Here is a 13,631-nt window from a genome sequence, read left to right as displayed (position 1 = left end):
GTAAAACACAGCACGGCGTCGCTCAAATTGATATTGCAATTATTATATACTCGTACTTATTCGGGCCATGCCCCGGCGCAGGGGGAAATCGCCCGAATGTAGCCAACCCTGTTATCACGGTGTACGAGCGCGTCCAAGAGGCGACTTGAATTATGTCAAGTCTGATTTAAAAGCAGGGATAGCGCTCAAAGATAACCGGCGATTGACGAGAAAAGCCAATTATCAAAATTCAAAGAGAATTTTCTTACCGGGTTGACCAAGTCTTGGGAACGCACGCTCAGCCGGCTACAATATTGAAAGGAAGACGGGCGACCTGGCAGGTAAGACGCTGAAATTCAGGCACGGCCAATGGCGGTAACGGTTGTATCAGAGCCTTTTGTAACCGCGCCAACCGCCCGCGCAGCTCGGCATGCACGCTGCGACCCGTATCGGTCAGCGACAACAGCGAGCGCCTGGCGTCCAGCGGATCGCGCGGATCGCGCATCATGTGCGTGCGCACCAGCCGCATAACCATACGCACCGCGTTACTCTCCTCAATGGATACGCGCAGCGCGGCACCGCGGATATCAATATTCGGGCTGGCGGCCACGACATCCAACAGGGCAAACAGAGAGCTGCTGATATTGTCATCCACCAGCTCACGCCACAATCGCCGATAGAATCGACAGGCCTGGCGCAGGAAAAACCAGGGATAATGCTCAAGCGTGGGAATACCGCCGCCATCCTCGTCCAGTGGCCTCTCCGGCTCTTTCTGCATGACGTTCTCGGCCAGGATCGCCCAGCTTTGCACCAGGGCCGCCTGCTCGGCAAGGCTCAGGGGCGCCATAAGCTGGCTATCCACCCTTTTAACCTGAACCGCCATCTCAGCCAGGGCTGTTTCGCCCAAAGGTTGTAATGTCAGCACCGAGCGGCGGGAGTCCTGGGGATCTTTGCGGCGCTCCACCAACTTTTGATCGATCAGCTTTTTGAGGATGGGACCAATAGTGGCCCGATCTATTCCCAACATATCCGCCAGGCTGTAATGGCCGCTGCCAGGCTTATGGAACAGACCGCACAACGCCAGGAATTGCGGCTGGGTAAAGCGATTATCGATGGTATTGCGCCAAAGGGCCGTGCTCATCTGCTCCGCGGCGGTAAGAGCGAAACCAGGCGTGGTGATAATAATCGGCAAATTATCGCTCATAATGTCGGCGGCGACGCCGCCGCCCGCTCTCCGCTCAGGTTGTCATGTCCGCCGCCTGCCGTTGAAATTCACAATGACATTGTACAGCAGGCGCGCAACGTTATTATCGCCCTGGTTCACCGGCAACGCGCCGGTAAAAATGATGGAACCGACGGAAAATACCGCGCCGCCCCCGGGATGCTCCACCAGTACCATATCGGAGCGAACCTGACGATTATAACGGGCGTTCAACGTGTTAGATACCGTTGTCACATCTTCCGGCACCGGCACATACCATTCGCTGTGCGGCTCGGATGACGCCAGGACGATAGTTTGCGCCGGCGTGCCATAACGATAGTCGATACGATCGATCTCATCGCCACTTGTCCCGTTCATGATAAAACCGAAATTCCCGATGACGTTCTCTTCGATGCCCGCAAATACCCAGGCGACGTCCGGCTGGCGGGAACGCGCGGTGCGGCGATAGCCCGGCGCCTTATTATCCCAGCCGTGACCCGCCATACCGATGCCGAACAGGCCATGCGCGCTTCGCCCGCGACTGCGCCAGATCCCCCCCAACTCCCCTGTGCCGGCGTGATAACGTTCGCCCGGATCGGCATCCCAGTGCCGCAAACCTTCCGATTTCCGCACTTCCAGCACATGGGGCATATCCGGTAACGGCGTGGTGACCCAGTAAAAGCCGTCGCCTCCCGGATACATCAGCCCGCCGCCGTCGGCGACATGCCGTTCATAGGCGTCCAGCATCGCCCCGCTATAGTATTCCGGATGGCTGCCGGTTATCACCGTCTGATAAGGCGCCAATATCGTCCGGCTTTCCTGATGCAGGTCATGCTCGGTTAAAACATCGAACGCCAGTCCCGACCGGGTAAGAAACCAGACCAGGTACAAATCCGCGGAGAAACGGCGCGGCGCATGGAAACCCCAGAAACGATAATCAGGACGCATATTGGCAATGGGACGCAGCGCGCTCGAATAGGCCACGCCCGAACCATCGTTATGCAAGTCATAGTGGCTCTTTCCCCATTCTTGATGGACAGCCACCAGATCTTCCCAATCCCCGGTTTGCACAGGGATCTCGCTGCCTTGTTCGAAATCGCCCTCGGTAAGGTGTTCGTTGGCGTAAGCCAGGTAGGTATAGGTCGCCAGCACCAGGGCCACCGGGGCGGTTTTCGCGCCATCGCCCGGCCTGACCGCCAAAGGAATATAATCGGTTTTTTCAGCCGGCGCCCGCAATCGCACGCCGTAGACGCCGCTTGGCAGATCCGTCGGAATCGTCAAATGGGCGCCGATGGGCCAGCAGGCATCGGATAAATCATCCTCATGGAAATGAATGGCATCATACTGTTCCGGCGCTTGTTTCCAGTCATGCACCCGACTATCCCAATCCGGCCCGGTCATGGCGCGGGTTGGCGCGTTGACCAGCGATAGCGGGCAACAATCAAGACCGTCAGGCACCCGCTGAGTGTGCATTTGCTCCGCCATTCGCCAACGCGCCACTTCCCTGCCGTCCACGCTGAGCGCAGGCCGGGCGATTTTCCCATTATACAGACCGATGGGAAAATGCCGCCCGGCACGTTCCTCGGTCCGGATCGCCGCCAGCATGACGGTACTTTGGCCTCGAAATGCCACGCCCGCTCCGCGAAACGTCTGTTCCGGCATCCCTTCGAGACGTATTCGCACCACCGAGGCCTCGGCGGTCATGTCGACTTCCACGAGATACCAATGACGCGCCAATAGGCATTGCCCGGATTCGGTTACCCTTTGGTCGCCATGGTATAGGGCAAGGTTTCCTTGGGGGGTGAGACCGATAAAAATACCCGTTTCGGGGAAACTGAAAACAGCCTGAATACCACCGCGGCATGGCAGGGTTGGCCACAAGGCGAACGACACTTGTAGCCGCCGGCCCAGCGAGACAGCCGTTTGCCCCCGGGCATAAGACCCGATTGGCGTCGGCTGCTCCTCCCCCTGGATACGCTGCGCGGCGATCTGCGGGATCTCGTCATACAAAAACCCCGGCCCCGCCGGATTGTTGTCCCCATGAATGAGCCGGACGAGATCCAGGGTGACCTCAGCCGCCGTACTGCTGACCATGACATCCACCGATTGTCCCGCGCGACAGCTCAGCGCGGAGAGGTAACCGATTAACATGCATTCGCTCCTTAACGGGTTTTATGAATGAAATACCGCGCGGCCTCCAGTGCCGCGGCCAGCACCAACACACCGCCGGTGATGATACCGCTGAGCTCGGTGCCGATATCCATAAGAATTAGACCGTTGCTCAGCGTACCGATCAGCCATACGCCCACCAGCACCCGCCAGATGCTGCCTTTCCCACCGGTGAAGGGGACGCCGCCCAACAGCACGGCGGTCAGGACAATGACCTCGAATCCCTCTCCCAGCGTGCCCGATGGCGCGCTGTTCAGGCGCGCTATCTGCAACAGGCCGGCGATGCCCACCGCCAGGCCGGTAAGGCTATACAGTATCGTCACAATCAGGCGCACGCGGATGCCTATCAGGAAAGCCGCCCGGGGATTCACGCCGATGGCGATGATCTTGCGGCCTACCGGAAAACAGGTTGAGGCGATAACACAGGCAATACCCACCAACACCGCGACAATCACCAGGTTCGGTATACCGAAACTGGCGTTGGAACCGAAATCGGCGAAGGCGTTCGGAAAACCGTAAATGGACCCTTGCCCCAGATATTGGGCAAGACCACGGGCCGCCGCGAGTCCCCCCAAGGTCACCACAATGGGTGAAAAGGACAACATGCCGATCAGCACGCCGTTGATAACGCCCGCGATAATCCCCACGGCCAGGCCCACCAGAATACCCGGCCACAATCCCCAGGCGTTCAAGGCCAGTCCGGCGGATACGCCGACCAGCGCCAACACCGACCCCACCGAAAGATCGACATACCCCGCCATCATCAGCAAAGCGAAAACGCTGGCGACGATGAACGTCGGCGTATTCTGGGTGGCAATGGACAATAAATTATCCACCGTGAGAAAAACCGGTGTTTGCGTAGAAAACCAGACCATCAGCGCCACGGTGGCCACCGGTAAAATCCAGCGGGTTATCATTAACCCGATATGTTTGACGCCGGCCGTACCGGCCTCGACGCCCGATTTGGCGTCAAACAGCGTCTGGGAAGAATTCTTCAGGGAAGTCGACATGGATATTCCGCCATAAACAAGACGCGGGCCGCTTGTCAGCCGTGCGCCAGGGATAACAATTTTTCTTCGCCGATATGGGGAGACACGACATCGGTCATCCGTCCCTCCACCAGGATAATCACCCGATCGGCCAACGCCACAATCTCCTCCGGATCGCTGGAGGCGAATATCACCGCATGCCCGGATTGAGCCGCATAACCACGGATCAATTCGTAAAGATCGTGACGCGCGCCGATATCCACTCCCTGGGTAGGCTCGTCGAGCAGCAATAAATGACTGCTGTCGACACCTGTCATCCAACGCCCGACCATAAGTTTCTGGGCATTGCCGCCGGAAAACTGGGCGCCCTCACGCTCCGGATCCGGCGGTTTCAAACCCACCCGTTCCGCCAGTCCGGCAAAAAGAGAGCGCTCATGCCGGAAACGCCGCCATGGTCTGGACAGGAGGTCATAATGGGGAAGCAACAAGTTATCCAGCGCGCTCATACTGGCGAACAGGGATTGTTCCTGGCGGTCTGAGGCAACCAGTACAATGCCCCGCCGACGGGCTTTGCGCGGGGATTGACAGGCGATATCCCTGCCCCTGAGCAGCAGTTGGCCCGTGGCGCGCCTGACGCCGGCCAACCCTTCAAGCAAGTTGGTGCGTCCTGATCCCAACAGACCGAAAACCCCGACGATTTCCCCTTCGCGTACCGACAAATCCACCGGGCCGGTCCAGGTGGAGCGGTAATTTTTGAAATCGATTAACGGCGTGTGAAGACAGGTATCACCTTCCCGGCGGGTTATACGGTTTTCCGGCGAAATGGCATGCACCAGATCATCCAGGTTGAGCGCTTCAATGGGCCGGGTCCACAATATGTCCCCGTCACGCAGGACTGTCACGGTATCCGCTACCTCCAATACTTCACGCAGCAGATGGGTTACGTAGATGATAATCAAGCCGTGTTCCTGCGCCAGCCGACGGACCAAATCCAGTAATGCGGTAATTTCGTGTTCACTTAGCGCCGCCGTCGGTTCATCCAATATCAATACCGAAGGTTCTTTGAGCAGCGCCCGGGCGATCTCAACCGTCTGTTGTTCGCCCACGCTCAATTCTTCCACCAGCCGGCCAGGCTCGACATTGACGCCCAGGGATTCCAGAATCTCACGGCTTCGCTGCAGTTGTTCGCGTTTACGCAACGCGCCGAAAGCGTTGCGCATTTCGTTTTCCAGAAAAATATTGTCGCTGACGGTCAACGATCCAATTAACTGAAAATGCTGATAAATACTGGCGATCCCGGCTTCGAAGGCCGAGGTCGGCGTAAACTGTCGATAAGCACGGTCACCCAGAATGATTTCCCCGGAATCCGGCGTGACCGCGCCGCTAAGACATCCCAATAACGTCGATTTTCCCGCGCCGTTGGGTCCCAGCAGAGCATGAACTTCGCCGGCCTTGATATCGAGATTGATGCCGCGCAGCACATCCTGCGCGCCGAATGCTTTACGTAGCGCGCGTATAGAGAGACCTTGGCCGGTGAGATCGATGGTCATGATCAGTCCTTGTATTGCGCAATCAACGCATCAAGCCGTTGCGGATGGCGCAATGTGCCCAATTCCACGGCGGTCTGATAATCGGTGCGTCCTTTGCCGGTAATGGCGGCAATGGAATTGTCGATAATGGATTTCGCCAGGTCGTCGAGAAGGATGGCGGCGGAGGCGCGATAAGCGCCGCCCTGTTTCACCGCCTCCAACCCCTCGACGGTGCCATCCTGGCCGGCGATATACACATCGCCGGGGTTAACGCCGGCATTCTTGAACGCCCGCAACGCGCCGAGCGCCGCGTCATCATTGATGCCGATGAATACCCGCAGATTGGGGTGCTGGCGCAGGGCATCCTCGGCAATTTGCATACCGCAAGCCTGGGTCGCGCAATCTTGCTGCGACACAATGGGCAAACCCGCCGCCTTGAATAGCGTAATGGGTTCCTCCCAACGGCCGGCAAAGCCTTTCAACGGCGTCAAAGTGGTCACCGCCGCGGTAATGCCGCCGTTGGGATAACGTTTTTTAACCCAGCTCAGCGCATCTTTGGCCACCAGGTCGCCGCTCTGGGTATTATCAAAACCGACGGCCCCGTCCGAACCCGGCGTCGCGCCCGCATAGGTCAGCCATTTAATGCCTTTCTTCTGGGCCTTGACGCGTAAACCGTCCAACGCGGTGGCCTCGACAGGCAATACCACAATGGCGTCGACTCGTCGCGTGACCCAGCTTTCCAGCGTGGCGCGCTGGGATTCGAGATTGCTTTGGTGGGTATTATCCAGCAAAACCTTAACGCAGCCTCGCTGCTGCCCGGCGGCTACCACTTTCTTTTTTAAGGCAATGGCAAATTGCGACTCGCCGACCGGATGACTAAAACCAATGGTATACATTTTATCGCATTTCGCAGAATCCGCCCCATGGGCGAGTGGCGTGAATGCGGTCAAGAGGGCACACAAGCCCACTGAGGTCATTGTGGTTAACTTGCCAATAATTGCGGACATATCAGGCTCCATAATGTTATTTTTCGTGTTGGTTTTTTTATTTCCGACAGTGCCGACCGGAATGCAGCAGGTGTAATAAAACTGGGATAAGAGCGATTCCTGAAGACTAAACTAGAACGTATAGCATGTAAATAGGTGCAAAATTAACCAATTCTCTCGGGATTAAACATGGCTTATGGCTGTATTTTTGCCGTCTTGAGACCCGAAAGATTCTCATAGTGGATTTATCAAAAATATTAACCTAGTAAATCGAGTTTATAGAGTATAAAATTCCAATCAGCTTACGATGATAGTATAGGAAATGACAATATCTCTTCACGGCGGGACCCCCATTACGTCATATCGCACAAACTCCGCCATAGCCGCGCCACCGGTTCACATGAAAGGTCTTCAGGATCGATTCCCCTTGTGGAACATCTGTGATTCCGTTCTATCCTCCACAAGTATTTCCTATGACAGAGTCGCCATGGTTCATCGAATGCCCCCGTTCCGGGTAAAGCAGCAGCCGTGCAATGCATGAGCCGGTATGGGGAGGATAATGTTTCATGGAAAGCCGACAGTTTGCGCAAGTGCGCACGGCAAGGGAAATAGCAGCAAAGCCCCGATTGCACTGCTCACGTATTGAACTTGTTTTGCGGTAAAAACGATCTGTTAAGGAATTGTTTAACTCCAGAATGCCATTATACTCTGGCATTCAATGCTATAAGATTCAAAAGAGTCAGTAATACCGGCCGGGTCGCCAAACCCGGCCACCCCTATTTACAAACAATTCAAAACAGCCTTCCCCACACAGCTCAATCTGACAAATCGGGCCGAAGCAGGGAATAAATCAATATACTCTAGACAATTCAAGTTGCCTCGCGGTGTCAACGAGCAACAAATTCCCCAGGTTTTTTGAACCGCCAATGATAGACAGGCATACTTGTCGGGATATATGCCTCAGAGTAAAATCGCTTTATCCCGTATAAGCGCTGTCGTCGGTAAGCCATTGCAAGGAAAATTACCCATGGAACTTGATATTTATCAGGTGGATGCTTTCAGTTCAGGTCCTTTCTCCGGTAATCCCGCGGGTGTCTGCATCACTCCCAGCGCCTTGAACCCGATATTGATGCAAAATATCGCAGCGGAAATGGCGGTATCCGAAACCGCGTTTTTATCATTGGATAATTATCGGCTGCGCTGGTTTACGCCCAGAACGGAAGTCGATTTATGTGGTCACGCCACCCTGGCGACAGGCCATATTTTGCGGCAAAGCGGGCGTCTGGACGACGGGGAAACGGCCACATTCACCACCCTGTCCGGCCCTTTGCAAGCCCGCGTTGCCGGCCGGTCGATTCAATTGGATTTTCCGCAATTAACTCCCCATATGTCATTGCCGCCGGACAAAGACCGGCTGGCAGCACTTGGATTGGCTGTTTCGGAAATTGCCGACTACGGCCTGTTTGGCGAAAAGCAATTAATAGTCGTGCATGACGAACGGATAATGACATCGCTTCAACCGGATTTTGGAAAACTTTTGTCCCTTCCGGGAAGGGGTATTGCCGTCACGGCGAAATCGCGCGGCGAGTACAGCATAATTTCCCGTTATTTCGCGCCTTGGGTCGGTATTAACGAAGATCCGGTCACCGGTTCCGCGCACTGCGCCCTGGCCGTCTATTGGTCGGCCAAGCTGGGTGAGCAAAAACTGTCCGCTTATCAAGCATCCTCTCGCGGCGGCGCGTTGCACCTAACTGTTACCGGGTCGGGAAGGGTGCTGCTTTCGGGGGAAGCATGTACAGTACTGGCCGGGAAATTATACGTTTAGCCATGACGATGGCCCACAGCACAATAACGTTTAGGCAAGGTTTAGTCGATAAATGCCACTATAATTAGGCATTCATTGCTGTGAGTTGTAAACGAGTCAGTGTTACCGGCCGGGTCTTCAGGCCCGGCCACCCCTAGATCATCAAGTTTCCCTTTTGCGACCTAATCCCCAAAATATCAATAATAGCAAGTGGTTATCCGACATATGTGACAAGACAGTGCTCATACGCATGCCTTCGGTATGCGGCTTCGCGTGAAGTAAAACGATAACGCTAATAATGTTATAACCAAGGGTAAAAACATCAAGAAACGGCCATAAACCATAGCGGCCATGGCCGAACCTATAGCGATGGCCAGGCTGGAAATGCCGTCAAGCAACGCCACCTTAGGTTCGCTTTCCGCCGAGGCAATGACGGTCTCTATCCCCGCCCCGTAGAATATTTCCAGGAATGTTACCCCCAGCACAATCAGCAACAGCCCCGGCCAATCAACCCAATGGAAATGGTATGGCAGGAAAAACCCAATACAAATCGCCGTAAACAACATCATGGCATTGATAACGCCCACTTTGAGGGTAATGAACCGATAGAGCGGTATTTGGCATAAGATGATGACCACGGTATTAAGCAGCATCACCGGCCCCACCAGACCTTTCAGCTCCAATTTCACCAATTCAAGGGGTACGATCGTTTCAAACGTATAATAAAGCATGGCAAATGCGATGCTTAACGTAGCAACCAGTGCGGATTCCCGACTGAGAACCCCTGTTAATTGCCTCGCCATCGCCGGCGGTTCCTGCGTTCGCTCGCAACGCTTAAGACCCACCGCCGCCAGCGCGCCCACCATAAAAAAGAAAAGCAAGGCGATTAAGGCGGTGGTGAAGGTCATGTTAAAAAATACCAGCGCACTGATGATCAGTGGCGATATAGCCGCCCCGGTATTGTTAAGCGTCATGCGAACAGAGAAACTTTCGCTGATATTCTCCGACGTGGCGCGAATATAAAATTTGGATGCAGTGGAAAATATTGAGGCCGCCAAACCATTCACAAGCATAACCACCAAGCAGACGGTAAAATTACTACCGTAAAAAAAGATCGCCAATGAAATGAATTTAATAAAAAGCGCAAAACCAATTGTTTTCTTTATATTGAATCGGCAAATCCATGGAACCACAAAAAAATAAAAGACTGCATGCGCCCAAAATTTTACTGTGCCGAGATAAATAAACTCCTGTGTGCTTAAGCTGGTACCGGCAAGATACAATAACGCCAACGGCATTAACAAATTAGTGCCCATTGCGTTGAACAAGAAACACAAATTAATACTTATATGTTCTTTTCCGAATAAATAAGTGGATAAGCGCACGCCAATCTCTCAGTTGAAAAAAATCGAAAACTCCCTTCGAACTTAGTCAAGCTCCCACAATTCGCAGATACCGTTATAAATCCTCTCCCCCACTTGCGTAAATTGCGCATTTTTCTTGACGATAACATACGTAGCCTGGAGTTTCGCCAGTGCGCCATTGAATCGCTCTCGACATTCTTCGGTATATTGGTCGGCATCCGCCCGGGAAATTTGCTTAAAGACAGAACAAATCCGCGATAGGACAAAAAATGCATGGAACAAGCCGATCATGGGCCGGTTATCCGCCCGTAAAGGGGCCTCATAGGTTTCCGAGGGATCGTTTAGCACAAGCTCATCAAAAGCATTGAGAATATTCAACGCCGTATGACCACACTCATGAGCTAAAATATCAATGTAATACGGCACCGTGTGTTCGTTATGAACATAAACGAACATCATGCCCCACATATAAAAATTAGTGCCCGAACGCATAAATCGCGAGCCATCCTCCGTCTCGCGGGTCAGATGGACGGCATGCAGGTAGGTATGGATTTCATCATAGGCCGCCGGCGCATAGTCCTGGATGACATCAAGGGCCTGATAGATTTTTTCGGTTTCAACGGCCGCCAGTTGCAAGTCATTGCAAAACCCGAAACCGAGCTCGCGATCGTCCTTGATGATCTTCAACATCATTGCGGTTTGGAAAGAATGGTCGTCGACGGTCAAAGGAGAGACGGCGATGCCTTCCGCGGGCGAGACCGTGTTCAGATATTCCAGGTACTTGATTGCCTCGCCATGGGCTTCAGACTCGGCGCATCGCATAGCAAGATAATGCGCGGCACAAACCTGCCAGGTCAGCGGCGGGGGTTTTACCGTTTTTTTCAGCTCATAAAATTCACTAAGATAATTGATTGAAGCAAGCAAGTTTGCGGAAAAATATTCCCTTGCCGCGATATGATCGTACCCCGGCAATACAATATCAAACATATCAATTCCTCAAAATCACGCTCATATGAGCGTGATTTATTATTTAATCCGAATTTGATTCGTCATTTACTAAACGACCAACCGGATAACGGGGATTTAATTTTTAGCAGTTTTGCGGGATTGAGTTTTTTCATCATAACCTTCCTTAGTGGAATGAATACGGTAATTTATCTCCGGAGACAAGTAATAATTAACCGAAAATCGGCCTATTTGCAATAGGTTTTTTTGAATTTTAAATTACTCTATCAAAATATTTATACAATCTTTTATTACAAACTCATTATTTCAAATCTAAAATATAACTGATCCATATACTCTACCTACGTCGAATTGCATGGCGCCTATTCCCGCCACCCTTTCATCCATTGCGCAATTGCGCTTTTCAGACAATCCGCCATGCCCGGCAATGCTTTACCCAGTGCCGAAAACGGCCGCGCCGGGATCATCTCCCACGCCTCCGCGGCCTCGGGAAACGCTAGAAATGGCAGAAGATGAATATTTACTCATCTCCCACGCCCCCGCGGCCTCGGGCTTGGCGGCACAGTCCCGCTGACATCCCGTGGCGCAAGGCGATGCGTATGGCCGTTTCCGGCCGTATCGGCAATCACCGCGGGACAGCGTGGATAATCTTGGTTCGAACACCGTCATACCCGTTGAACATCGAAAAAACTGGAAACCCCTCCGGCAATGGCTCGGGCGATTTTCATGCGGAATGCCTTGGTACCCAACAGTTTTTCCTCGGCCGGGTTGGTAATAAACGACGTTTCAATCAGCACCGAGGGGATGGACGGCGATTTCAGCACCACAAACGCCGCCTGTTCAGTATGCTGGCTGTGCAGGTGATGCACCTCGCGGATATGACTGATAAGATGATGACCGAGGGTCAGACTATTATCGATGGTTTTCTGTTGTACCAAATCGAATAGTACGCGTTGTAACTCGGCATCTTTTGTTTTCACATCAATGTCGGCAAAATCGTCGGCGGCATTTTCCCTCTGCGAAAGGTAGCGGGCCATTGCGCTGCTGGCCCCACTGGTGGATAGCGCGAATACCGATGCGCCATGCGCCTCCGGTCGGGTAAAGCCGTCGGCGTGTATTGAAAGGAAAATATCGGCGTCATGCCGATGAGCGATGTTAACCCTTTCATAAAGCGGAATGAAATGATCCTCCTCTCGGGTCAGACGCACATTCATTCGTTTGTTTTGTTCAAGTAATAGTTTGATATTATTTGCAATTTCCAAAACGACATGCTTTTCCTCCGAACCGTTTTCCCCTATGGCGCCGGGGTCCTTTCCGCCATGGCCGGGATCGATCATGACCCGTATCAGTCTGTTTTGCGCCTGGTCGTGGGCCGCGGAAATGTGTGTCGCCCCCATCTGGGCGGGTTGGCGCCCCTGGCGGATTGGATGGAAATGCAGCGAGGCAAATTCTTCTCGCGCCAACGCGGGCGCGCATAATGCCAGTCCTGACAAAAGAAGCCGACGCCGGTTGATTAATCTGTTCAACAAATGTTTATCTGACATTGTCTCTTCAGCCTTCGTCAAAGTTGACTACCTGTCGGGTATTTGTAAGCCAATGTGTTTCAGGCTGGACGAATTGGGCGGCATATCGGATAATATCCCTGGTCATAGTAATGCTTTAATCAGCGCCCAAAACGACTGCAAAATACTCGCCAGATCCCAAACTGTTTATTTGATCTGAAAACGCCCGACGATCGCATAACGGATTCGCCCACCAACAATTCCGGCGCAAAATCCCCTCGACATCGCGTTTTTGATACAACCCGGATTTTACTGAAGGATGACGTTTCAGTTTATTGCCGAGTGTTGAATAATCTTTTCCGTTGAAATACCTCGATACCCGCCGTACTTCACGTTGCCCCTTTGCCGGCAGGGCGAGGCATTATTAACCTTTACCGTGCGAACCGGGGTCAATGGGGTCCGGACAACTCCGCCCTCTTTCTGGTCCTTCGGCCATTTCGCGATCGGCCAGCAAGGCGGCATCCAGCTTTGCCCGCAGGGGTTTCTCATCCATATCCATACCGATAAACATCAGCGCCCGGCGAGCATCGCCGCCCCCGTCCAGCCAGTTGGGCAAAATAGCGTGCCAGAATTCCTCATTAATCAAATCGGTGTTATCGGGCACCAGAACAACGCAACATTCGATTTGATCAATGACTAAATCCACAATGCCGCGCTCATCTCCCACACCCAGGGATTCCCCTCGGGATTCATTACTGTCATCGGATTGATAATCCTTTAAGAAGTTATAGGCGTCCACCACCGTAATCATGGTGTCCAGACGGGCCACGCGGGAAAGATTGACGCCATCGTCCCCCTCTCCGATTCAAGGCCGCGTCGATATTCACTTCTGACATATCGCTAACGAACACCGCCACTCGCCAGCCCTCGCGATTATGTAAAATAGGGATTCAGCAAGGTAGTCTTACCCGCCCCTAACAACCCGGATAAGACGGTAACGGGCGGGCGTTTATCGTTAGAGATGGCTATAGCTTCGTGCGACATTTCCAACGGTTCCTCCCAGTGATGCCTTTTTGGGCGTTAACCCCTCCAGCGATCCGGTGAATTTTTACCAGCGGCGAAAATGGTTATGTTATAACGTA

Annotated in this window: 9 protein-coding genes and 1 pseudogene; 1 reads left to right on the top strand and 9 read right to left on the bottom strand. The window is 53.3% G+C overall.

The window, feature by feature from the left end:
• Window positions 1-277 precede the first annotated feature (277 nt).
• Genes FCN80_RS11145 through FCN80_RS11125 form a run of 5 tightly spaced genes read right to left on the bottom strand, consistent with a single transcriptional unit; the run spans window position 278 to window position 6,763 of the window.
• The gene (locus tag FCN80_RS11145; RefSeq protein WP_136990240.1) at window positions 278-1,183 is read right to left on the bottom strand and encodes a MarR family winged helix-turn-helix transcriptional regulator; all 906 of its coding nucleotides are present in this window, start codon (window positions 1,181-1,183) and stop codon (window positions 278-280) included.
• Between the two features lie 42 nt (window positions 1,184-1,225).
• Entirely contained in the window at window positions 1,226-3,331 is a 2,106-nt protein-coding gene (locus tag FCN80_RS11140; RefSeq protein WP_136990239.1) for a N,N-dimethylformamidase beta subunit family domain-containing protein, read from the bottom strand.
• 11 nt (window positions 3,332-3,342) lie between these two features.
• The gene (locus FCN80_RS11135; RefSeq protein WP_136990238.1) at window positions 3,343-4,359 is read right to left on the bottom strand and encodes an ABC transporter permease; all 1,017 of its coding nucleotides are present in this window, start codon (window positions 4,357-4,359) and stop codon (window positions 3,343-3,345) included.
• 35 nt (window positions 4,360-4,394) lie between these two features.
• A complete protein-coding gene (locus tag FCN80_RS11130; protein ID WP_136990237.1) occupies window positions 4,395-5,888 on the bottom strand; it encodes a sugar ABC transporter ATP-binding protein in 1,494 nt (497 codons plus the stop codon).
• A 2-nt stretch (window positions 5,889-5,890) separates the two neighbouring features.
• Window positions 5,891-6,763: a sugar ABC transporter substrate-binding protein gene (locus tag FCN80_RS11125; RefSeq protein ID WP_170975370.1), complete on the bottom strand. Its 873-nt coding sequence runs from the start codon at window positions 6,761-6,763 to the stop codon at window positions 5,891-5,893.
• A 1,117-nt stretch (window positions 6,764-7,880) separates the two neighbouring features.
• Here FCN80_RS11125 and FCN80_RS11120 point away from each other — a divergent pair.
• A complete protein-coding gene (locus tag FCN80_RS11120; RefSeq protein WP_136990235.1) occupies window positions 7,881-8,678 on the top strand; it encodes a PhzF family phenazine biosynthesis protein in 798 nt (265 codons plus the stop codon).
• A 221-nt stretch (window positions 8,679-8,899) separates the two neighbouring features.
• Here FCN80_RS11120 and FCN80_RS11115 read toward each other — a convergent pair whose 3' ends face one another.
• The 4 genes and pseudogenes from FCN80_RS11115 to FCN80_RS11100 all read right to left on the bottom strand — a co-directional run.
• Window positions 8,900-10,042, bottom strand: a complete 1,143-nt coding sequence (locus FCN80_RS11115; RefSeq protein ID WP_136990234.1) for an MFS transporter — start codon at window positions 10,040-10,042, stop codon at window positions 8,900-8,902.
• 42 nt (window positions 10,043-10,084) lie between these two features.
• Window positions 10,085-11,008 (bottom strand): aKG-HExxH-type peptide beta-hydroxylase, encoded by a 924-nt coding sequence (locus FCN80_RS11110; protein ID WP_136990233.1) that lies wholly within the window; start codon window positions 11,006-11,008, stop codon window positions 10,085-10,087.
• 644 nt (window positions 11,009-11,652) lie between these two features.
• Window positions 11,653-12,531: an N-acetylmuramoyl-L-alanine amidase AmiA gene (amiA, locus tag FCN80_RS11105; protein ID WP_136990232.1), complete on the bottom strand. Its 879-nt coding sequence runs from the start codon at window positions 12,529-12,531 to the stop codon at window positions 11,653-11,655.
• A 589-nt stretch (window positions 12,532-13,120) separates the two neighbouring features.
• Window positions 13,121-13,533, bottom strand: a pseudogene (locus FCN80_RS11100) (GTP-binding protein); the annotation flags it as partial.
• Window positions 13,534-13,631 lie beyond the last annotated feature (98 nt).

The organism is Martelella alba, assembly GCF_005217455.1.
Lineage (GTDB): Bacteria > Pseudomonadota > Gammaproteobacteria > Enterobacterales > Enterobacteriaceae > Acerihabitans.
Note: the sequence above shows the minus strand (reverse complement) of the source record. Positions and strands in the feature narration are given on the sequence as shown.

What these genes read in the sequence shown, in the direction of transcription:
- FCN80_RS11145 (WP_136990240.1), bottom strand. Translation starts at nt 1,183, where the DNA reads ATGAGCGATAATTTGCCGATTATTATCACCACGCCTGGTTTCGCTCTT.
- FCN80_RS11140 (WP_136990239.1), bottom strand. Translation starts at nt 3,331, where the DNA reads ATGTTAATCGGTTACCTCTCCGCGCTGAGCTGTCGCGCGGGACAATCG.
- FCN80_RS11135 (WP_136990238.1), bottom strand. Translation starts at nt 4,359, where the DNA reads ATGTCGACTTCCCTGAAGAATTCTTCCCAGACGCTGTTTGACGCCAAA.
- FCN80_RS11130 (WP_136990237.1), bottom strand. Translation starts at nt 5,888, where the DNA reads ATGACCATCGATCTCACCGGCCAAGGTCTCTCTATACGCGCGCTACGT.
- FCN80_RS11125 (WP_170975370.1), bottom strand. Translation starts at nt 6,763, where the DNA reads ATGTATACCATTGGTTTTAGTCATCCGGTCGGCGAGTCGCAATTTGCC.
- FCN80_RS11120 (WP_136990235.1), top strand. Translation starts at nt 7,881, where the DNA reads ATGGAACTTGATATTTATCAGGTGGATGCTTTCAGTTCAGGTCCTTTC.
- FCN80_RS11110 (WP_136990233.1), bottom strand. Translation starts at nt 11,008, where the DNA reads ATGTTTGATATTGTATTGCCGGGGTACGATCATATCGCGGCAAGGGAA.
- amiA (WP_136990232.1), bottom strand. Translation starts at nt 12,531, where the DNA reads ATGTCAGATAAACATTTGTTGAACAGATTAATCAACCGGCGTCGGCTT.